Genomic DNA, 23,839 nt, shown 5'->3' with positions numbered 1-23,839 from the left:
GGAGGAGGGGCGGAGAGGGGACGGGACCGGCCGCCCGGCTGCTCAGGGTGAGCAGCCGGGCGGCCGGCCGGAGGTGTGCGGTGACGGACCTCACGGGTCAGGGGGCGGGCGGGAAGTGCCCTTCCTGGACGAAGAACTCCACGTACGTGGCGAAGAGTTCACGCGTCAGCGGCGGACAGGCGATGTCCGTGCCGGTGAGCGCCGCCTCGGTCTCGGCCGTGTCGATCGGCGGATAGAAGCCGTCGGTGTCGGACGTCATCATCTCGAACGCGTGCAGCAGCGGCAGCAGGGCGTTGTCCCGGTCGGACCGCACCGCGGCACTCCACCGCTCCCGGTCCGTCTCGTCGAGCCGGTACCCGAGTTCACGCAGGTACGACACGCAGTCCGCGAGGCTCAGGGAGCTGCGGTTGAACAGGTGGAAGGTGCCGCCGGCCGGTTCGCGCCGCGAGATGCCGACGATGGCGGCGCTGACGTAGTCCACGGGCAGCAGGTGGAAGCGGCCTGCGACACCGGCCGGCGCGGCCTGCGCCTGGAGGAGGCCCTTGAGGCTCAGCCAGACGAAATCGCGGGTCTGGCAGGCCCCGTTGCGGGTGTCGCCGGAGATGACGTCGACGCGGTGCACGGACACCGGCAGGCCCCGGTCCCGGGCGAGGCCGACGAGCTGCTCGGCCACCCACTTGGACTGGAGGTAGCCGCTGGGCAGGGCTTCGGCGGGGCCGGTCGGGTCGGTCACCTTCAGGGGGACGCCGGGCGTGACCGGGCCGTTGAAGACACCGACGGTGGAGATGTAGTGCACCGGGACCGTGCGGTGGCGGGCCGCCAGGCGCAGGATCTCCCGCGTGCCGTGGACGTTGGCCGCCCGCAGTGCCTCGTAGGGGTGGAGCCAGTGCACGGTGGCGCCCGCGTGGTAGACGGCGTCGACGGTGCGGGCGAGGCCGTCGAACTCCTCCTCGTTCAGGCCGAGTCGATCCTCCGCCAGGTCCCCCGCGCGGACGCGCAGCCGGCTCTCGTCGATCTCGTCCCAGACCCGGTACCAGGTGAGGCTGGAGCGCAGCCGCTCGTACGCCGCCGCGTCGTCGGCACCGCGCACCAGGCAGTGCAGGCGGGCGGTCGTGGTGCGCATCAGGTCGCGCACCAGGAACGCGCCGAGGAAGCCACTCGCTCCGGTGAGCAGGATGTCCGACGGGTCGGTGACGGTGCGGACGACCTCGTCGGCCGGTCGGATGTCGGCGGGCAGGTCGATGTCGGCGGCGTAGTCGACGGCCTGGTCCGGCTCGGCCGCGCCCTGGGGTGCGAGGAGTTCGTTGCGCAGGTGGGCCGCCAGGGCCCGGGGCGTCGGGTGGTCGAAGACCAGGGTGGCGGGCAGGCGCAGACCGGTGATCGCGGCGAGCCGGTTGCGCAGCTCGACGGAGGTGAGGGAGTCGAAACCGCTGCTCTGCAGGGGGCGTTCGGGGTCGACCGTGCCGGAGCGGCCGAGGACCCGGGTGATCTCGGACGACACGGCGTCGAGGACGAGCGTGTGCTGGGCGGCCTCGTCGAGTCCGGCGAGCCGGTCGGCGAGCGCGGGGCCCGCGTCGGCCGCGCCGTGCGCCGTGGCGCGCACCGGCACCCGCACCAGCGACCGCAGCAGCACCGGAACCTGCGGCTGGCTGCGCAGCACGGGGAGGTCGAGCGGGGTGGCCACGAGGTGGGGGCGGCCGGTGTCCAGGGCCAGGTCGAACAGGGCCGTGCCGAGTTCCTCGGGGACCGTGCGGAAGCCGCTGCGGGCGATCCGCTTCAGGTCCGTCTCGGTCAGCCCGCCCGTCAGCCCGGTCGCCTGCTCCCACAGGCCCCAGGCGATGGAGGTGGCCGGCAGTCCCGAAGCGGCGCGGTGCTGGGCGAGCGCGTCCAGGTGGGCGTTGGCCGCGGCGTAGATGGACTGGCCGGGGCCACCGACGGCGGCGGCCACGGACGAGAAGAGCACGAACGCCGTCAGGCCGGCGTCCCGGGTCAGCTCGTGCAGGGCCCAGGCCGCGTCCGCCTTGGGCCGGAGCACGGCGTCGAGCCGCCGCGGTGTCTGGGCGGCGATGACGCCGTCGTCGAGAACGCCCGCGGTGTGGACGACGCCGCGCAGCGGGTGCGCGGCCGGCACCGAGGCCAGGACGCCCGCGAGGGCGGTGCGGTCGGCGACGTCCGCGGCGGCCACGGCCACGGTCGCGCCCAGGGCCCGCAGTTCGGCGCACAGGCCGGCGGCGCCCGGGGAGTCCGGGCCGCGCCTGCTGACCAGCAGCAGGTGGCGGACGCCGTGGGCGGTGACCAGGTGGCGGGCGAAGTGGGCGCCGAGCGATCCGGTGCCGCCGGTGATCAGGACGGTGCCGTCGGGGTCCCACACCGCGCGGGCGCCCTCGGCCCCGGCATCGGGCACGGGGGTGCGCAGCAGGCGGGGCACATGGATCCGGAGAGCGCCGCCCGGTGCGGTGGCGCCGCGGATCGCGGCCTGCGGTTCGCCGGCGGCGACCACGGCGGACAGCGCGTCCGGACCGGGTTCGCCGTCCGCGTCCACCAGGACGATCCGTCCCGGCGTCTCCGACTGTGCCGAGCGCAGCAGACCCCAGGCGGCCGCGGCGGCGGGGTCGGTGACGTCCTCGTCGCCGGAGACGGCCACGGCGCCACAGGTCACGACGACCAGCGGCGTGGCGGCCAGGGCCTCCTCGGCGAGCCACTGCCGCGCCCAGGTCAGGGCGCGGCCCACGGTGTCCCTGACGGCGTCCTGCGCGGACTGCCCCGCGGGGGTGGTCAGATCGAGGCGTGCGGCCCCGATGCGCCGGCCTTCCACGGCGGCCCTGACGGCGGCCAGGTCGGGGTCCCCGGCGGAGCCGAGGGTGAGCCAGTTCCGGGAGGCGGCGGGCAGAGGCCGGGCGATCCACTCGACATGGTGCAGGGCGTCGCGGTGCCGGGAGCGGGCGGCCCGCAGCGCCGCGGCGGGCACGGGGCCGACGGTCACGGCGTCGGCCACCGCGACGACCTGCCCGGCCGGGTCGGTCAGGCGCACCGCATAGGTGTCGTCGGCGCCGGGGAGCGGGGTGAGGCGCACGCGCAGGGTGTCCGCGCCGACGGCGTGCAGACGCAGGCCGCGCCAGCGCAGGGCGGTGGACGGCAGGCCGGGCAGTCCGGCGGCGTACAGCGGTTGCAGGGCGGCCTCCAGCAGGACCGGGTGCAGCCCGAACCCCTCGGCGCGCGGGTCGGTGCCGGGGTCGAGGGCCACCTCGGCGAACAGTTCGCCGGAGCGCCGCCACATCCGGGTGAGCCCCCGGTAGGCGGTGCCGTAGTGCACCCCGGCGGCGGCGAAGCGGTCGTACAACTCGCCCGCGCGGTCCGGGACTTCGCCGCCGTTCGCGTCGGTGTCCGGGATCGGTTCGGCGCCGGCCGGCGGCCACGGTGTGGCCGGCTCGGTGTCCGCCGGCGGGGCGAGCGGTGTGTCGCTGAGCAGTCCGTGGGCGTGGCGCGTCCAGGACGCGTCGGGCTCGTCGGGCCGGGCGTGGACGGTGAGGACGCGACGGCCGGCGGTGTCCGGTTCGCCGACGCGGACCTGGAGGTGCAGGGCTCCTTCGCGGGGCAGCACCAGAGGCGTGTCGACGACGAGTTCGTCCACGGCCGTGCAGCCCGTCTCGTCTCCGGCGCGGACGGCCAGTTCGGCGAGGACCGTGCTGGGCACGACGGTCTCCCCGGCGACGGTGTGGGCGGCGAGGAGCTGGTCCGTGCGGGCGGACAGGCGGGTCGTGAACAGGGCCTCGTCGCGGTCGCCGGGGAACAGCGCGGCGCCGATGAGGGGGTGATCGGTGCTGTCGAGGCCGAAGCCGCCGGCGTCACGGCGGCCGGCCGCGAGGGCGTCGGTCCAGTACCGCTGGTGCTGGAAGGCGTAGGTGGGCAGCGGGACCCGCCGGGCCCCGGTGCCGGCGAAGAACGCCTCCCAGTCGACGGGGACGCCCCGGGCGTGCAGGGTGCCGATGCCGTCGGCCAGCGCGGCCGGTTCGGGCCGATCGGGCCGCTGGAGCGCCTGGACGGTGACGTCGTCCCGGTCCGCGAGGACGGTCTGCGCCAGGGCGGTCAGGACGCCGCCGGGGCCGACCTCGACGACGGTCCGCACCCCTTGGTCGTACAGGGTGGTGACGGCGTCGGCGTAACGGACGGCCTCCCGCACCTGCGTCACCCAATAATCCGCCGACCTCAGATCCTCACCCTCGGCCAACCGGCCGGTGACAGTCGAGACGACCGGGAAGCGGGGCGCCTCATACCGCACCTCCTTCGCCGCCGAACGGAACTCCTCCACCATCCCGTCCATCAACGGCGAATGAAACGCATGCGACACCTCAAGCCGCCGCGTACGCCGACCCGGCAGAGCAGCCAACACCACCTCCACCGCATCACCCGCACCCGAGATCACCACCGCCGACGGCCCGTTCACCGCCGCCACACCCACCACACCACCACGCTCACCGATCGCCGCCAGAACCTCACCCTCCGAGGCCTCCACCGCGACCATCATCACCCCCGCCGGCAACGCCTGCATCAACCCCGCACGCGCCGCCACCAACCGCGCAGCATCACCCAGACCCATCACCCCCGCCACATACGCAGCCACCAACTCCCCCACCGAATGACCCGCCACAACATCAGGCCGCACACCCCACGACTCCACCAACCGGAACAACGCCACCTCAAACGCGAACAACGCCGGCTGCGTCCACCCCGTCCGCGACAACAACGACCCCTCGACCGCGAACATCACCTCCCGCAAAGAACCGCCCAACAGCGGATCCAGCACACCGCACACCTCGTCCAACGCCCCCGCGAACACCGGAAACGCCCCATACAACTCACGGCCCATCCCCGCCCGCTGAGCACCCTGACCCGAGAACACCACCGCCAGAGCACCGGGACGCACCGGTGCCTCGAAGCTCGTGGGCGTCTGGGCGAGGTGCCGAAGGGCGTCGGACAGGTCGTCGCGGCCGGCTCCGGTCAGGACGGCACGGCGGTCGTGCAGAGCGCGGGTGGTGGCGAGGGAGTAGGCGAGGTCGGTGGCGGACTGCTCGGGGTGGGCGGTGACGTGCTCGTGGAGCCGCCGGGCCTGGGCGCGCAGGGCGTCCTCGTCCGGTGCGGACAGGAGCCAGGGCACGGCCGGGAGCGTCCGGGCCTGCTCGGGGGTGCCGTGCTCCGCCTCGGGGGCCTCTTCCAGGATGACGTGGGCGTTGGTGCCGCTCACACCGAAGGCGGAGACGGCGGCCCGGCGCGGGGCTGTTTCCCGGGCGGTCCACTCGCGTGCCTCGGTGAGCAGCTCGACCGCGCCGGAGCTCCAGTCGACCATGGGGGTGGGCCGGTCGACGTGCAGGGTCCGGGGCAGCAGCCCGTGCCGCATGGCCTGCACCATCTTGATGACACCGCCGACACCGGCGGCGGCGACGGTGTGGCCGATGTTGGACTTCAGCGAGCCGAGGAACAGGGGTCGTTCGCGGTCCTGGCCGTAGGTCGCCAGCAGGGCCTGGGCCTCGATCGGGTCGCCCAGTCGCGTGCCCGTACCGTGCGCCTCCACCGCGTCCACATCGGCCGGGGCCAGCCGGGCGTTCCGCAGGGCCTGCCGGATGACACGCTCCTGCGACGGACCGTTCGGCGCCGTCAGACCGTTCGACGCACCGTCCTGGTTCACCGCACTGCCCCGTACGACCGCCAGCACCCGGTGACCGTGGCGCACCGCGTCCGACAGGCGCTCCACCACCAGCAGGCCCACGCCCTCCGACCAGGAGGTGCCGTCGGCGGCGGCCGCGAACGACTTGATCCGTCCGTCGGGGGCGAGTCCGCCCTGGCGGGAGAAGTCGACGAACCCGCCCGGGGTCGCGGTGACCGTCGCGCCTCCGGCGAGCGCGAGGGTGGACTCGCCACGGCGGACCGACTCCACCGCGAGGTGGAGGGCGACCAGCGAGGAGGAGCAGGCGGTGTCGATGGAGACGGCCGGGCCTTCGAGGCCGAAGGTGTAGGAGATGCGTCCGGATGCCACGCTGCTGAGCTTGCCGGTCATGAGGTGGCCCTCCAGCTCGGCGGGCCCTTCGAGTCCGAGGTAACTCTGCTCGATCACGCCGGCGAACACGGCGGTGCGGCTCCCGCGCAGCGTGGCGGGGTCGATCCCGGCGTCCTCGAACGCCTCCCACGCGGTCTCCAGGAGGACGCGCTGCTGGGGGTCCATCGCGCGGGCCTCGCGGGGCGAGATGCCGAAGAAGTCCGCGTCGAACAGGGCGGCTCCGTCGAGGAATCCGCCCTCCCGGGTGTACGACGTGCCGGGCTCGTCGCGGTCCGTGCTGTACAGCGCGTCGAGGTCCCAGCCGCGGTCCGCGGGGAACGGGCTGATGGCGTCCCGGCCTTCGGCGGCGAGGCGCCACAGGTCGTCCGGTGACGTGACCCCGCCCGGGAAGCGGCATGCCATGCCCACGATGGCGACCGGTTCGGTGGCGGCCGACTCGAGCGTCTCGATGCGCTCGCGGGCCTTCTGCAGGTCGGCGGTGACCCACTTCAGGTAGTCGACGAGCTTCTGTTCCCTGGTCTGGGCCTGCTCCTGCGCGCGGGACACGTCAGCGGACATGCGGAATCAGTCTCTCCTCGGTACCGGAAGGGTGGTGGTGCGGGGGTGGTGGTGCGGGGGTGGCGGGGCGGCGGGCGGCGTCAGTCCGCGGCCCTGCCCAGCCGGCTGTCGATGAAGTCGAAGATCTCGTCCGCGGACGCGTCCGTGAGGTCCGTGGCATCGGCGTCGGCGGCCGGCTGGAACGGTGTGCCCGCCGGCCCCACGAGGCGGTCGGCCAGTGCCCGGAGCCGCGCGGACAGCGCCACGCGGGTCTCGTCCGGCTGCGTGCCGTCCGCTGCCAGGGCGTCCACGGACGCCTCCAGCCGGTCCAGTTCCTCGGTCGCGGAACCGCCCGGCCCGCGTCCGGAGGCGGCGGCCTGCTCCTGTACGTAGGCCGCCAGGGCGGCCGGTGTCGGATGGTCGAAGACGACGGTGGCGGGAAGGGAGAGACCGGTCTCGGCGCCCAGCCGGTTGCGCAGCTCGACGCCGGTCAGGGAGTCGAAGCCGAGCTCCTGGAAGGGGCGGTGGGGCACGACGGCAGTGGTGTCGGGGTGTTTGAGCACCTTCGCGACCAGCTCCGTGACCAGGGTGAGGAGGTACTGCTCCCGCTGTGCGTCGCCCAGCGGCGCGAGCCGCTCGGCCAGGGGCACGAGCCGGGCTGCCGGTGTCTCCTCCGGGATGTCCGGCGTGCCGCGCAGGACGGGGCCGGAGCCGTGGCTGCCGGCCGGGATTTCGTCGAGCCAGTACCGCTGGTGCTGGAAGGCGTAGGTGGGCAGCGGGACCCGCCGGGCCCCGGTGCCGGCGAAGAACACCTCCCAGTCGACGGCGACGCCCCGGGCGTGCAGCGTGCCGAGCGCTTCGGTCAGGGTCTCCGGCTCGGGGCGTCCCGCGCGGGTGGCGACCGTGGCGGTCAGGGCGTCGGGGTCGCGCACGGCCTGGGCGGCGAGGGCGGCGAGGACGCCGCCGGGACCGAGTTCGAGGAGGGTGGTGACGCCCTCCTTCTCCAGAGTGGTGACGGCGTCGGCGTAGCGGACGGCCTCCCGCACCTGCGTCACCCAATAATCCGCCGACCGCAGATCCTCACCCTCGGCCAACCGGCCGGTGACAGTCGAGACGACCGGGAAGCGGGGCGCCTCATACCGCACCTCCTTCGCCGCCGAACGGAACTCCTCCACCATCCCGTCCATCAACGGCGAATGAAACGCATGCGACACCTCAAGCCGCCGCGTACGCCGACCCGGCAGAGCAGCCAACACCACCTCCACCGCATCACCCGCACCCGAGATCACCACCGCCGACGGCCCGTTCACCGCCGCCACACCCACCACACCACCACGCTCACCGATCGCCGCCAGAACCTCACCCTCCGAGGCCTCCACCGCGACCATCACACCCCCCGCCGGCAACGCCTGCATCAACCCCGCACGCGCCGCCACCAACCGCGCAGCATCACCCAGACCCATCACCCCCGCCACATACGCAGCCACCAACTCCCCCACCGAATGACCCGCCACAACATCAGGCCGCACACCCCACGACTCCACCAACCGGAACAACGCCACCTCAAACGCGAACAACGCCGGCTGCGTCCACCCCGTCCGCGACAACAACGACCCCTCGACCGCGAACATCACCTCCCGCAAAGAACCGCCCAACAGCGGATCCAGCACACCGCACACCTCGTCCAACGCCCCCGCGAACACCGGAAACGCCCCATACAACTCACGGCCCATCCCCGCCCGCTGAGCACCCTGACCCGAGAACACCACCGCCAGAGCACCGCCCGAGGGGGCGACCGGGGTGAGGTGCCGGAGGGAGTCGAGGAGCTGGGCGGGCCCGCTGCCCACGGCCGCCGCCCGATGCGGGAGGGCGGCGCGGGTGGTGGCCAGGGAGTAGGCGATGTCGAGGGGGTCGGGGGCGCCGGGGGCCGAGGCGAAGGCGTGGAGCCGTTCGGCCTGGGCGGTGAGTGCCTGGGGGGTGCGCGCGGACAGGAGCCACGGCAGGGCGGGCAGGGTGCGCACGGAGGTGGTCTCGGCGGGCGGGACGGCCGGGGCCTCCTCGATGATCACGTGCGCGTTGGTGCCGCCAAATCCGAAGGAGGAGACACCCGCACGGCGCGGCGCGTCCTCACGCGCCGGCCACTCACGTGCCTCGGTCAGCAGCTCGACCGCACCCGCGTCCCACTCCACGAACGGCGACGGCTCGTCCACATGCAGCGTCCTCGGCAGCACACCGTGCCGCATCGCCTGCACCATCTTGATCACACCACCGACACCGGCCGCAGCCTGCGCATGCCCGATGTTCGACTTCAACGACCCCAGCAACAGCGGCTGTTCACGGTCCTGCCCATAGGTCGCCAGCAGGGCCTGCGCCTCGATCGGGTCACCCAGCCGCGTGCCCGTACCGTGCGCCTCCACCACGTCCACATCGGCGGCGGACAGGCCGGCCGAGGCCAGTGCCTGGCGGATGACACGCTCCTGCGACGGACCGTTCGGCGCCGTCAGACCGTTCGACGCACCGTCCTGGTTCACCGCGCTGCCCCGTACGACCGCCAGCACCCGGTGACCGTTGCGCAGGGCATCCGACAGGCGCTCGACGACGAGGACTCCGGCCCCCTCCGCCCACGCCACACCGTCGGCCCCGGCGGCGAAGGACTTGCAGCGGCCGTCGGGCGACAGGCCGCGCAGTCGGGAGAACTCCAGGAAGGCCACAGGGGTCGACATCACCGTGACTCCGCCGGCGAGGGCGAGCGAGCACTCGCCGCCTCGCAGCGCGTTCACCGCGAGGTGCAGGGCGACGAGCGAGGACGAGCAGGCCGTGTCGACGGAGACCGCCGGGCCCTCGAAGCCGTAGGTGTAGGAGAGCCGGCCGACGGCGATGCTGCCGGCACTGCCGCTGAACAGGTACCCCTCGAAGTCCTCCGGCGGCAGGTGAGGGCGTGAGCCGTAGTCGTTGTACATCTGGCCGGTGAACACGCCGGTGTCAGAGCCGCGCAGGGCGGTGGCGTCGATGCCGGCGTGCTCGAACGCCTCCCAGGCCGTCTCCAGCAGCAGCCGCTGCTGCGGGTCGATCGCCATGGCCTCGCGCGGCGACATCCCGAAGAAGGCCGGGTCGAACCGGTCGGCGTCGTAGAGGAATCCGCCTTCGCGGGCGTACGAGGTGCCCGTGCGGTCGGGGTCCGGGTCGTAGAGGCCGTCCACGTCCCAGCCGCGGTTGCCGGGGAAGCCGCCGACGGCGTCGGTGCCGTCGGCCACGAGGCGCCACAGGTCGTCGGGCGAGGAGACGCCGCCGGGGTAACGGCAGGCCATGCCCACGATCGCGATCGGCTCGCGTCGCCTGTCCTCCAGGTCGCGCAGCTGCCGGCGTGCCTCACGGGCATCGGCGACGGCCTTCTTCAGGTAGTCGCGGAGCTTGTCCTCGCCCGCCATGGTGTGTCAACTCCCGTGTGTCGTGTGGTGGTCGTCTGCCGAAGTGGCGGTGGCTCAGTTCAGCTCGTCGACGAGGGCGAACAGTTCGTCGTCGGTGGCCGAGTCCAGGTCGTCGTCCCGGTCGTCGTCCCGGTCCTGGGCGGGGGTCCCGGCCGCGTTGTCGGCTGCGTCCAGGAGCTCCCGCAGGCGGGCGGTGATCCGGCCGTGGGCGGAGGCGTCGGTGGCGGCCGCTTCGATGGCGGCTTCCAGCCGGGCCAGTTCCGCCAGGACCGGCTCGTCCGGCGCGGTCTCCTCGACGCTCAGCCGGTCGCCCAGATACGAGGCGAGCGCCCTGGGCGTGGGCTGGTCGAAGACCAGGGTGGTCGGCAGTCGCAGTCCCGTCTCGGCGGCGAGCTGGTTGCGCAGCTCGACGGCGGTCAGGGAGTCGAAGCCGAGTTCCTGGACCGGCCGGTCGGCGTCGATCGCGGTGTGGTCGGCGTGGCCGAGCACGGCGGCCACCCGGCCGCGGACGACGTCCACCAGGGTCCGTTCCCGCTCGGTCGCGGGCAGGGCGGCGAGCCTGTCGGCGAGGCCCTGGCCCTCGGGGCGGCCGGCGGGGGCGTCGCCCGCGGCAGCGGGGCGGCGGGCGCTGTTCCCGCGGACGAGTCCGGCGAGGAGGGGCGGCACCCGGTCGCCCAGGGCACGGATCGCCCGGGTGTCGAGCCGGGTGACGGCGAGTGCACTCTCGCCGGTGGCCGGGGCCTCGTCGAAGAGGGCCATCGCGTCGTCGGTGGCCAGCGGCAGCAGGCCGGAGCGGGCCAGGCGGCGCAGGTCCGCCTCGGCGAGGTGACCGGTGATGGTGCTGGTCTCCTCCCAGAGGCCCCAGGCGAGGGAGGTCGCCGGCAGACCGGCCGCCCGGCGATGCGCCGCCAGCGCGTCCAGGAACGCGTTGCCCGCCGCGTAGTTCGCCTGCCCCGCCGTACCGAGAAGCCCCGACACCGACGAATACAGAACGAACGCCCTCAGATCCATGTCCCGGGTCAGCTCGTGCAGATGCCACGCCGCATCCACCTTCGGACGCAACACGGAATGCAGCCGCTCGGGCGTCAGCCCCTCCACCGTCACGTCGTCCAGCACACCCGCCGTATGCACCACACCCGACAGCTCACCGACATCGGCCAGCAGTCCGGCCAGAGCCGACCGGTCGGTCACATCACAGGCCGCGAGCCTCACGACTGCACCCAGAGCCTCCAGCTCCGCCCGCAACTCGCCCGCGCCAGGAGCCGCCTCACCGCGCCGGCTCACCAGCACCAGTGAGCGGACCCCGTGAACCGTCACCAGATGCCGGGCCACCACGGCACCCAGACCACCGGTACCACCCGTCACCAACACCGGACCCTCGCCCCAGGCGACAGCACCACCGTCACCCGGCGCCGCCCGCCGCAGCCTCGGCACCACCAACCCGCCCGACCGCACCGCCACCTGCGCCTCACCCGAAGCGACAGCGGCCGTGAGGGCGGGTGTGCCCGCGGCGTCGAGGTCCAGGAGCTGGACGCGGCCGGGGCTCTCCGTCTGGGCGGTGCGCAGGAGGCCCCACAGCGGGGCGTGGGCCAGGTCGGTGACGTCCTCGTCGGCCGCGGTGGCCACGGCACCCCGGGTGGTGACCACGAGGCGGGCGTGCGCGAAACGGTCGTCCGCGAGCCACTCCTGCACCTGGACGAGCGCCTGGTGCGCTGCCTCCCGCGCGGTGCCCGGCAGCGTGTCGCCGGCGGGCGCGGAGAAGTGGGGAGCGAGGACGATCGCGGGCGCGGGTGCGCCCGTGTCGACGGCCCGTGCCAGTTCGCCGAGGTCGGCGTAGGAGCGGACGGTGCCGTCCGGCAGGCCGAGGTCCGGCACGGGGCCGAGGACCGCCCAGGTGGCGAGGTCTGCCGTCGCGTCCGTGATGGCCGGCCGGGTCCACTCGACCCTGAGCAGACCGTCGGCGGAGCCGGCGTCCGCGGTGCGCAGCGACTCGGCGGACAGGGGGCGCAGGGTCAGCTCCGCCACCTCGGCGACCGGTGCGCCCGACCCGTCGGCCACCGTGAGGGCGACCGTCGTGGAGCCGCCGCTCAGGGCCCCGGGTGCCGCTGCTCCGGCGAGCCGGACCCGCAGCACGGACGCGCCCGCGGCGGTCGCGCTCACTCCGGCCCAGGAGAACGGCAGCAGCGGGCGGCCCTCGTCGCCGGCGACGCCGGGAAGCAGCGGGTGCAGAGCGGCGTCGAGCAGTGCGGGGTGGAGGGTGAACCGGCGTGCCTCGGTGCGCTGGTCGTCGTCGAGGGCGACCTCGGCGCAGAGGTCGTCACCGGCCGTCCACAGCCGGCGCAGGTTGCGGAACGCGGGCCCGTAGGCGTAGCCCTGCTCGTCGAGGCGCTCGTAGGCGCCGGTGAGGTCGATCTCCCGGGCTCCGGCGGGGGGCCAGACGGTGAGCGTCTCGCCCGCCGGTGCGTCGGTGCCGGTGTTCAGGGTGCCGTAGGCGTGCAGGGTCCAGGTCCCGTCGTGGGCGGGGTCGCCGTGAGGACGGGCGTGGATGCGCACCGGTCGGGTGGCGTCGGTGTCCTCGGCGCCGACGGACACCTGGAGGTGCACGCCGCCGCGTTCGGGCAGTACCAGGGGGGCCGCCAGGGTGAGTTCGCCGACCGTGGTCGCGCCGAGCTGTTCGCCTGCCCGGAGGGCGAGTTCGAGCAGTCCGGTGCCGGGCACGAGCACGGTGCCGGCGACGGTGTGCTCCGTCAGCCAGGGGTGCGTGCCGCGGGCCAGGCGGCCGGTGAGGACGTGTTCGTCACGGTCGGCCAGCTGGACGGCCGCGCCGAGCAGCGGATGGTCGGCCGCGACGAGTCCGAAGCCCGCGGCGTCCGTGACGGTGGTGGGCGCGTCGAGCCAGTGGCGCTGCCGCTGGAAGGCGTAGAACGGCAGGTCGGTGCCGTGCGCGCCGGGGAACAAGGCGTCCCAGCTGATGTCGGCGCCGCGTGCGGCGAGCAGTCCGAGGGCGGCGGCGAACACCTCCGGCTCGGGACGGCCCCTGCGCAGGGCCGGGGTCACGACCCCGAGGGCCTGCTCCAGGGACTCGGCGACCAGGGCGCTCAGCACCCCTTCGGGGCCGAGTTCCAGCCACTCGGTGACCCCCGCCGCCTCCAGGAGGCGTACGCCGTCGAGGAAGCGGACGGTCTCGCGGATGTGGCGGGCCCAGTAGTCGGGCGAGGCGAGGTCCTCCGCCGTGGCCAGTGCGCCGGTGACGTTGGAGACGATGGGGATGCGCGGCTCATGGAAGGTGAGGTCCTCGGCGATCGCGCGGAACTCGTCCAGGACCTCGTCCATGTGCGGGGAGTGGAAGGCGTGGCTGACGGGGAGGCGCTTGACCCGTGCGCCCTCCTTCTTGAACCGGCCGGTGAGTTCGTCGACGGCGTCGGCGTCGCCGGAGATGACCGTGGCGCGGGGCCCGTTGACGCCGGCGACCGCGACCCGGTCGCCGTAGGGGGCGAGGGCGGCGCGTACCGCGTCCTCCCCGGCCTCGACGGCCGCCATGGCGCCGCCCTCCCGTGCGGCCTGCATCAGCCGGCCGCGCTCCGCCACGAGGACGCAGGCGTCGGGGAGGTCGAGGACGCCCGCGAGGTGGGCGGCGGTGACCTCGCCGATCGAGTGGCCGAGCAGGAAGTCGGGGGTGAGCCCGTGGTGTTCGGCGAGGCGGAACAGCGCGGTCTCCAGGGCGAACAGCGCGGTCTGGGTGAACGCCGTCTGGTCGAGCAGGGCGGCGTCCGCGCTGTCCTCGGCGGCGAAGAGCACCGACTTCAGCGGGCGCATGAGTTCGGGGTCCAGGTGGGCGCACACCTCGTCGAGGGCTGCCGCGAACACCGGGGAGGTTGCGTACAGTTCGCGGCCCATGCCGAGGCGCTGTGCGCCCTGCCCGGTCAGCAGGAAGGCGGTCTTGCCGCGCCGGGACGGGGAGGTGCGCAGCGCCGCCGGACCGGTCTCGCCACGGCTCAGCGCGGCGAGTCCGTCGAGCAGTCCGGCCCGCTGCCGGGCGACGACCACGGCCCCGCGGCTGTGCCGGGCCCGCCGGGTGCCGAGGGACCAGCCGAGGTCGGTGAGGGACTGCTCGGGGTGGCTGCCGAGGTGGTCGTGCAGGCGCTGGGCCTGGGCGCGCAGGGCCTGCTCGTCCCGCGCGGACAGCACGAACGGCACCGGCCCGGACGGCTCCGGCCGTTCGGCATCGTCCCGCGCGGTGACGAACTCCTCGACCACCACATGCGCGTTGGTCCCGCTGATGCCGAAGGAGGAGACACCCGCACGACGCGGCACACCGTCCCTCGCGGTCCACTCACGCGCCTCGGTCAGCAGCTCGACCGCACCCGCGTCCCACTCCACGAACGGCGACGGCTCGTCCACATGCAGCGTCCTCGGCAGCACACCGTGCCGCATCGCCTGCACCATCTTGATCACACCACCGACACCGGCCGCAGCCTGCGCATGCCCGATGTTCGACTTCAACGACCCCAGCAACAACGGCTGTTCACGGTCCTGCCCATAGGTCGCCAGCAGGGCCTGCGCCTCGATCGGGTCACCCAGCCGCGTGCCCGTACCGTGCGCCTCCACCACGTCCACATCGGCGGCGGACAGGCCGGCCGAGGCCAGTGCCTGGCGGATGACACGCTCCTGCGACGGACCGTTCGGCGCCGTCAGACCGTTCGACGCACCGTCCTGGTTCACCGCACTGCCCCGTACGACCGCCAGCACCTGATGACCGTTGCGCAGGGCATCCGACAGGCGCTCGACCACCAGCAGGCCCACGCCCTCCGACCAGGCCACGCCGTCGGCCGCCGCCGCGAAGGACTTGCAGCGACCGTCGGGCGACAGGCCCCGCTGGCGGGAGAACTCGACGAAGACGTGCGGTCCGGCCATGACGGTCACGCCACCGGCGAGGGCGAGGGAGCACTCGCCGCCCCGCAGCGCGTTCGCCGCCAGGTGCAGGGCGACCAGCGAGGACGAGCAGGCCGTGTCGACGGTGACGGCCGGGCCCTCGAAGCCGTAGGTGTAGGAGAGCCGGCCCGACACCACGCTGGAGAGGTTGCCCGCGAGCAGGAAGCCCTCGTACTCCTCGGGGCTCGCCGCGAGGCGGGAGGCGTAGTCGTCGTACATGGCGCCGGTGAACACGCCGGTGTCGGAGCCGTGCAGGCCGGTGGGGTCGATGCCGGCGTGCTCGAACGCCTCCCAGGCCGTCTCCAGCAGCAACCGGTGCTGCGGGTCCATGGCGGTGGCCTCACGCGGCGGGATACCGAAGAAGGCCGGGTCGAACCGGTCGGCGTCGTGCAGGAACCCGCCGTGCCGGACGTAGGAGGTGCCGGTGTGGGCGGGGTCCGGGTCGTAGAGGCCGTCCAGGTCCCAGCCCCGGTTGGCGGGGAACCCCGTAATGGCGTCCCCGCCCTCGGTGACCAGCCGCCAGAGGTCGTCGGGTGAGGCGACGCCGCCCGGGTAGCGGCAGGCCATGCCCACGATCGCGATCGGCTCGTCGTGGGCGGCGGCGGGCCGCGCGGTGCGGGCCGGTGCCGGGGCGGCGGTGTCCGCGATCCGGGTGAGCAGGTGGTCGGCGACCGCGTCGGGCGTGGGGTGGTCGAAGACGACGGTGGCGGGCAGCCGCAGTCCGGTGGCGTTGTTCAGGCGGTTGCGCAGTTCGACGCCGGCGAGGGAGTCGAAGCCGCTCTCCTTGAACGCGCGCTTGGGATCGAGGCGTTGCGGGTCGGTGTGGCCGAGGACGCCGGCCACGATGCCGCGGACGAGGTCGAGGACCGTCTCGCGGCGCCGCTCCTGCGGCAGGGCGGCGATCCGCTGCGCCCAGGTGGTGCCTTCGCCGCCCGCGTCGGCCCCGCGGACGGCGGTGCGCCGGGAGCGGGGTGCCGGGGCCAGGTCACGCAGCAGGGGCGAGGACTCGGCGCGCAGTGCCCGCGGTTCGAAGACGACGGGGACGCGCAGCGCGTCGTCGCCGGCCAGGGCCGCGTCGAAGAGGACCAGGGCATGGCCGGGGGTGAGGGTCCTGATGCCCTGGCGCGTCCAGCGGGCCAGGTCGGCGTCGCCGAGGGTGCCGCCCATGCCGTGGGTGCCGTCCCAGAGGCCCCAGGCGAGGGAGGTCGCGGGCAGACCGGCCGCCCGGCGATGCGCCGCCAGCGCGTCCAGGAACGCGTTGCCCGCCGCGTAGTTCGCCTGCCCCGCCGTACCGAGAAGCCCCGACACCGACGAATACAGAACGAACGCCCTCAGATCCATGTCCCGGGTCAGCTCGTGCAGATGCCACGCCGCATCCACCTTCGGACGCAACACCGAGTGCAACCGCTCGGGCGTCAGCCCCTCCACCGTCACGTCGTCCAGCACACCCGCCGTGTGCACGATGCCGGACAACATGCCCACGTCAGCGAGCAGTTCGGCCAAGGCGGACCGGTCGGTCACATCACAGGCCGCGAGCCTCACGACTGCACCCAGAGCCTCCAGCTCCGCCCGCAACTCGCCCGCGCCAGGAGCCGCCTCACCGCGCCGGCTCACCAGCACCAGTGAGCGGACCCCGTGAACCGTCACCAGATGCCGGGCCACCACGGCACCCAGACCACCGGTACCACCCGTCACCAACACCGGACCCTCGCCCCAGGCGACAGCACCACCGTCACCCGGCGCCGCCCGCCGCAGCCTCGGCACCACCAACCCGCCCGACCGCACCGCCACCTGCGCCTCACCCGAAGCGAGGGCGGCGGCCATGAGCAGGTCGTCGGCCAGGAGCAGGTCGTCGGTCGAGGTGTCGGCGTCGATCAGGACCACGCGGTCCGGATGCTCGGACTGCACGCTGCGCAGCAGGCCCCACAGGGGTGCCTGGGCCGGCTCGGGGACGCGGTCGCCGGGGGCGGCGGCCACAGCGCCCCGGGTGAGCACCGCGAGGCGCGCGTCGACCAGGCGCTCGTCGGCGAGGAAGTCCTGCACGAGGCGCAGGAACACGTCCGCCGTGTGGTGCGCACGGGCCGCCACATCGCCGTGTCCGTCACCGGCCGGGGCGCGTACGAGCACCACATCGGCCGTGCCGTCCACCTGCGTGAGGTCGGTCGCCTCCACAACACTCGGCGCATCGCCATCGGGCGTCGCGACCGGCGTCCACTCCACGGCGTACAGGGCGTCGAGGGGCCGCTGTTCGGAGCGGAGCCGGTCCTTGGCGACCGGGCGCAGGGCGAGGGACTCCACGCTCACGACGGGCGCGCCGACGGCGTCCGCGGCGTGCAGCGCGTAGGTGCCGGACCCGCCGGGCTCGATCCGCACCCGCAGGGTGTCGGCGCCCGCGGCGTGCAGGGTCGCGCCGGACCAGGCGAACGGCAGCCGGATGGTGTCCGCGGGGGTCTCGTCCCCGGCGGCGTGCAGCACGACCGGGTGCAGGAGCGCGTCGAAGAGGGCGGGGTGCAGTCCGAACCGGTCGGCGCCGTCCCGGTGGGCGTCGGGCAGGGCGACTTCGGCGTAGAGGGCGTCGGTCGCGTGCCACAGGCGTGTCAGGCCCTGGAAGGCGGGGCCGTAGGTGTAGCCGAGCGTGGTGAGGCGCTCGTACGCGTCGTCCAGAGGGACCTCGGCGGCGCCGGTGGGCGGCCACTGGCTCAGGTCCGGTCCGGTCGCCGGGGTGCCGCCGAGGGTGCCGGAGGCGTGTCGCGTCCACAGCTGCCCGGTGTCCGCGCGGCCGTCCGGACAGGCGTGGATCTCGACGGGCCGGCTGCCGGAGGCGTCCGGTGCGCCGACGGCGACCTGGACACGGACGGAGCCCTGCTCGGGCAGTTCGAGGGGGGCCTCCAGGGTCAGTTCGCCGACCTGGTCGATGCCGTACCGACCCGCCGCGGCCAGGGCCAGCTCCAGGAAGGCGGTGGCGGGCACGAGGACGGTGCCGGCGATGGCGTGGTCGGCGAGCCAGAGCTGGTCGGCGACGGCGAGGCGGCCGGTGAGCACCAGCCCGTCGCTCCCCGCCAGTTCCATCGAGGCGTGCAGGAGCGGGTGCCCGGCCGGGTCGAGGCCCAGGCCCCGGGCGTCGAGTGGCCGTTCGGGCGTGAGCCAGTAGCGCTCCCGCTGGAAGGGGTACGTCGGCAGGTCGACGAGGCGGGCGCCGGGGTGGAAGGTCTCGGCGGCGAGCGGCGCGCCGCCCGCCCAGGCCGCGGCGATCCCGGCGAGGAAGGTCTCGCCCTCGGGGCGCCCGGCGCGCAGCAGCGGGACGACGACCGCGTCGGTGTCGGCCAGCGCGGCACGGGTCAGCGGGGCGAGCACGGCGTCGGGTCCGGTCTCGACGAACACGGTGGTGCCGTTCCGGTGCAGGGCCCGGGCGGCGTCGACGAACCGTACGGGCCGGCGGATCTGCCGCACCCAGTAGTCGGGCGAGGTCAGCTCGTCCGGACCGGCGGGTTCGCCGGTGACCGTGGAGACGATCGGGATGCGCGGCGCGTGGAAGGTGAGGTTCTCGGCGACGGTACGGAACTCGTCCAGGACGTCGTCCATGTGCGACGAGTGGAAGGCGTGGCTGACCGTGAGGCGGCGGGTGCGTCGGCCCCGGGCGCGCCACAGTGCGGCCAGTTCCTCCGCCGCGTCCTCGTCGCCCGAGACCACCAGGGAGTCGGGGGCGTTGACGGCGGCGAGGTCGAGCCGGCCCGCCGCCTTCTCCAGGTCGGCGGCGATCTCGGCTTCGGTGGCCTCCAGGGCGATCATGGCGCCGCCCGCGCGTGCCGCTTCCATGAGCCGGCCCCGGGCCGCGACCAGCCGGGCCGCGTCGGCGAGGGACAGCACGCCCGCGACGTGGGCGGCGGCGAGTTCGCCGATGGAGTGTCCGGCGAGCAGGTCCGGTGTGGTGCCGTGGTGGGCGAGGAGACGGAACAGGGCGACCTCGACGGCGAACAGGGCGGGCTGTGTGTAGGCGGTGCGGTGCAGCAGACGGCCGGGCTCGCTGTCGGCATCGGCGAACATCACCGTGCGCAGGGGCGGTTCGAGGTGCTCGTCGAGGGCCGCGCACACCTCGTCGAGGGCCGCCGCGAACACCGGTGAGGAGGCGTACAGTTCGCGGCCCATGCCGGCGTGCTGGGCGCCCTGCCCGGTGAACAGGAAGGCGGTACGGCCCGCCCCGGCGGCGCTGCCGGTGACGACCTGGGCGTTCTCCTCGCCCCGGGCCAGGGCGGCGAGCCCGGCCAGCAGGGTGCCGGTGTCCGTCGCGGTGACCACGGCACGCTGCGGCAGCGCGGTGCGGGTGACGGCGAGGGACGCCCCGAGGTCGGCGGGGTGCGTGCCGCTCCCGGTGACGACGTCGTGCAGGCGCTGGGCCTGGGCGCGCAGGGCCTGCTCGTCCCGCGCGGACAGCACGAACGGCACCGGCCCGGACGGCTCCGGCCGTTCGGCATCGTCCCGCGCGGTGACGAACTCCTCGACCACCACATGCGCGTTGGTCCCGCTGATGCCGAAGGAGGAGACACCCGCACGGCGCGGCGCGTCCTCACGCGCCGGCCACTCACGTGCCTCGGTCAGCAGCTCGACCGCACCCGCGTCCCACTCCACGAACGGCGACGGCTCGTCCACATGCAGCGTCCTCGGCAGCACACCGTGCCGCATCGCCTGCACCATCTTGATCACACCACCGACACCGGCCGCAGCCTGCGCATGCCCGATGTTCGACTTCAACGACCCCAGCAACAGCGGCTGTTCACGGTTCTGGCCATAGGTCGCCAGCAGGGCCTGCGCCTCGATCGGGTCACCCAGCCGCGTGCCCGTACCGTGCGCCTCCACCACGTCCACATCGGCCGGCGCGAGACGGGCGTCGTTCAGGGCGTCGCGGATGACGCGCTGCTGGGAGGGGCCGACCGGGGCGGTCAGGCCGTTGCCCGTGCCGTCCTGGTTGATCGCGCTGCCCCGTACGACCGCCAGCACCCGGTGCCCGTTGCGGATCGCGTCGGACAGGCGCTCGACGACCAGGAGGCCGACGCCCTCGGCCCAGGAGGTGCCGTCGGCGGACGCGGCGAAGGACTTGGAGCGCCCGTCGGCGGCCAGGCCGCGCTGGCGGGAGAACTCCACGAACATGCCGGGCGACGACATGACGGTCGCGCCGCCCGCGATGGCCAGGTTGGTCTCGCCCGTGCGCAGCGAGCGCACCGCCATGTGCAGGGCGACCAGGGAGGACGAGCAGGCGGTGTCGACGGTGACGGCCGGGCCGAGCAGCCCGAGCTGGTAGGCGATGCGGCCGGACATGACGCTCGGCGTGGTGCCCGTGAGGAGGTGCCCCTCGACGGTGTCGGGGGCCTCGTGCATCCGGGGCCCGTAGTCGAGGGTGGTGGCGCCCACGAACACGCCGGTGCGGCTGCCCTTGAGGGCGGCGGCGTCCAGGCCGGCCCGTTCGACGGCCTCCCAGGCGGTCTCCAGGAGGAGGCGCTGCTGCGGGTCCATCGCGAGGGCCTCGCGGGGCGAGATCCCGAAGAACTCGTTGTCGAACAGGGCCGCGTCGTGCAGGAAGCCGCCTTCGCGGACCGTGCTGTGACCGCCGTGCGTGGGGTCGGCGTCGTACAGGTCCGCGTCCCAGCCGCGGTCGCCGGGGAAGCCGGTGATGGCGTCCCGGCCGTCGGCGACCAGGTTCCACAGCTCCTCGGGAGAGGTGACGCCGCCCGGGTAGCGGCAGGCCATGCCGACGATGGCGATGGGTTCGTGCGCCGTGTCGGGCCGGCCGGCCGGGCGGGCCTCGGGGTGGGCGGCGGGGTCCGCCCCCGCGAGGACGGTGGTGAGGTGGGAGATGAGGGCGGCCGGGGTGGGGTGGTCGAACAGCAGGCCGCTGGGCAGCGTCAGGCCGGTGGCGGCGGCGAGGGCGTCGCGCAGCTCGACCGTCATCAGGGAGTCTAAGCCGAGGTCCCTGAACGCGGCGTGCGGGTCGACGCGCCCGACGTCGGTGAGTTCCAGGACGGCGGCGACCTGCTCCAGCACCAGGGCGGTGGCGTCGGGGGCCGGGACGGCCGGGGCTGTGGTGACCTCGGCTTCCGGCAGGACCGGTTCCGGTGCCTGCGCGGCGGGGGCGGCCGGGCCGTCGATCCAGTGGCGCTCGCGCTGGAAGGCGTAGGTGGGCAGCGGGACGCGGCGGCCCGGGCCGCCGGCGTGCACGGCCGCCCAGTCGACGGGCGTGCCGCGGACGAACGCGGCGGCGACGCCGGTGAGCAGGGAGCGGACCTCGGGGCGTCCGGCGCGGAGCGTGGCGACGGGGGCGGTGGTCTCGCTGTCACCGGCGCTCGCGGCGGCCAGCGCGGTCAGGACGCCGTCGGGGCCGAGCTCCAGCAGGGTGGCGGCGCTCAGGTTCTCCAGGGTGCGTACGGCGTCGAGGAAGCGGACCGGGCGGCGTACCTGCTCGACCCAGTAGGCGGGCGAGGTCCACTGGCCCGGTTCCACGGCGGTACCGGTGACCGTGGACACGGCGGGGATCCGCGGCTCGTGGAACGTCAGCTCCTCCACCACGGCGCGGAACGGCTCCAGCATCGGGTCCATGAGCGGCGAGTGGAAGGCGTGGCTGACCGTGAGGCGGCGGGTCCTGCGGCCCTGCGCGGCGAGCTGCTCCGCCACGGCCGTGACGCTGTCGTGCGCGCCGGAGAGCACCACCGCCCGCGGCCCGTTGACGGCGGCGACCGCCACCGGCCCGTCCTGCGCCGCGAGCAGGGGCAGCAGCTCGTCCTCGGCGGCCTCGACGGCGACCATGGCGCCGCCCGCCGGGAGGTCCTGCATCAGGCGGCCCCGGGCGGCGACGAGCCGGGCGGCGTCGTCGAGGGACAGCACGCCCGCGACATGGGCGGCGGCGATCTCCCCGATGGAGTGCCCGGCCACGTGGCCGGGGGTGATGCCCCAGGAGGTGACGAGGCGGTAGAGGGCGACCTCGACGGCGAACAGCGCGGGTTGGGTCCAGGCGGTGTCGTCCAGGCCGTCCCCGGAGTCCACCACCTCGGCGAGGGGCCGGTCGAGCAGCGGGGCGAACGCCCGGCACACCTCGTCGAAGGCGGCCCGGAACGCCGGGAAGGCGTCGCGCAGTTCCCGTCCCATGGCGGCGCGCTGGGCGCCCTGCCCGGTGAACAGGAAGGCCGTCGTGCCCGGGCGGACGGCACCCGTGACGACCTGCGCCGCGGCCCGCCCCTCGGCCAGGGCGGTCAGGCCGGTGACCATGCCGGCCCGGTCGTCGGCGAGGACGACGGCCCGGTGGTCGAAGACGGTGCGGGTGGTGGCCAGGGAGCGGCCGATGTCCTCGGGGCGGGGCGCGGGTTTGGCGGTCGCGGCGGCGCGCAGCCTGTCCGCCTGTGCGGCGAGGGCGGCGGCGTCACGCCCGGAGACGACCCAGGGCAGCAGGACACCGTCCCTGTCCGATGCCCCGTCCGGGGCCGGTGTGGCCGGCCCCTCCCCCAGCACCACGTGGGCGTTGGTGCCGCCCATGCCGAAGGAGGAGACGCCGGCGATCAGCGGCCGGTGGGGGGCGGGCCAGTCACCGGTCTCGCGCTGCACCTCCAGGCCGAGTTCGGCCAGCGGGATCACCGGGTTCGGGGTGTCGAAGTTGAGGCTGGCGGGCAGGCGGCGGTGGCGCAGTGCCAGCAGGGTCTTGATCAGGCCGACGATGCCCGCCGCGCCCTCCAGGTGGCCCACGTTGGTCTTCGCCGACCCGACCCGCAGCGGGCCGGCGCCGGAGCGGGCCGTACCGAGCACCGCGCCCAGTGCGGCGGCCTCGACGGGATCGCCGACCGGCGTGCCGGTGCCGTGCAGTTCGACGTACTGGACGGCGTCGGGGTCGAGGCCGCCGCGTTCGTACGCCTCGCGCAGCACCCGTTCCTGGGTCTCCTGCCCAGGCACGGTCAGTCCGGGGGTGGCGCCGTCGTTGTTGACCGCGCTGGCGTGGATGACGCCGAGGACGTCGTCGCCGTCCGCGAGGGCCCGGGACAGCGGCTTGAGGACGACGGCGCCGCCGCCTTCGCCGCGTACGAAGCCGTTGGCGCGGGCGTCGAAGGTGTAGGTGGTGCCGTCGGGAGAGAGGCCGCCGAAGCGCTCCCCGGCGACCGCGGCCTCGGCGAGGATGTTGAGGTTGACGCCGGCGACGATGGCGGCGTCGGACTCGCCGGCGCGCAGCGACTCGCACGCCAGGTGCACGGCGACCAGCGAGGAGGACTGGGCCGAGTCGACGGTGAGGCTGGGGCCGCGCAGACCGAGGTGGTACGAGACCCGGTTGGCGATCACGCCGCGGTTGACGCCGGTCATGGTGTGCTGGGTGACGCTGCGGGCGCCGTGCTGGTAGAGCAGCGCGGCGTAGTCGTCGCGCAGGGTGCCGACGAAGACGGCGGTGCGGCTGCCGCGCAGGGTGGCCGGGACGATCCCGGCGTTCTCCAGCGCCTCCCAGGCCAGTTCGAGTACGAGGCGCTGCTGCGGGTCCATGACGCGCGCCTCGCGCGGGGCTATGCCGAAGAAGCCGGCGTCGAAGGTGTCGACGCTTTCCAGGAAGCCGCCGTGGCGCAGGCCGGGTGCGGTGCCCGCGGGTGCCGCCTCGCCGGACGCGGGCCGCAGACGGTCCGCCGGGACGGGAGTGATGGCGCAGGTGCCGGTGCTGAGCAGTTCCCAGAAGGCCTCGGGATTTCCCGCTCCGGGCAGGCGGCAGGAAAGGCCGACGACCGCGATGTCCTCGCTCCGTGAACGGCGCGTACCGATCGATTCGGACTGGTGCTGATTCGTCATCGCGCTCGACTGCCCTTTCGGCCGAATTACCGCAAGACTTCTGAGTGGGGGAATGTTCGGCCCGATCGTAGGCAGCGGGTCTCTCCCT

General features: G+C 74.4%; 3 protein-coding genes. All 3 read right to left on the bottom strand.

Annotated elements, in window-relative coordinates; all coding sequences use genetic code 11:
• Window positions 1-97: 97 nt before the first annotated feature.
• Window positions 98-6,598, bottom strand: a complete 6,501-nt coding sequence (locus tag A4E84_RS30390) for a type I polyketide synthase (protein WP_418082269.1) — start codon at window positions 6,596-6,598, stop codon at window positions 98-100.
• A 92-nt stretch (window positions 6,599-6,690) separates the two neighbouring features.
• On the bottom strand, window positions 6,691-9,987 hold the full coding sequence (locus A4E84_RS30385) for a type I polyketide synthase (RefSeq protein ID WP_418082267.1): 3,297 nt from the start codon (window positions 9,985-9,987) through the stop codon (window positions 6,691-6,693).
• An 84-nt stretch (window positions 9,988-10,071) separates the two neighbouring features.
• On the bottom strand, window positions 10,072-23,751 hold the full coding sequence (locus A4E84_RS30380; RefSeq protein ID WP_062929592.1) for a type I polyketide synthase: 13,680 nt from the start codon (window positions 23,749-23,751) through the stop codon (window positions 10,072-10,074).
• Window positions 23,752-23,839: the final 88 nt, after the last annotated feature.

The organism is Streptomyces qaidamensis (assembly GCF_001611795.1).
Taxonomy (GTDB): domain Bacteria; phylum Actinomycetota; class Actinomycetes; order Streptomycetales; family Streptomycetaceae; genus Streptomyces; species Streptomyces qaidamensis.
Note: the sequence above shows the minus strand (reverse complement) of the source record. Positions and strands in the feature narration are given on the sequence as shown.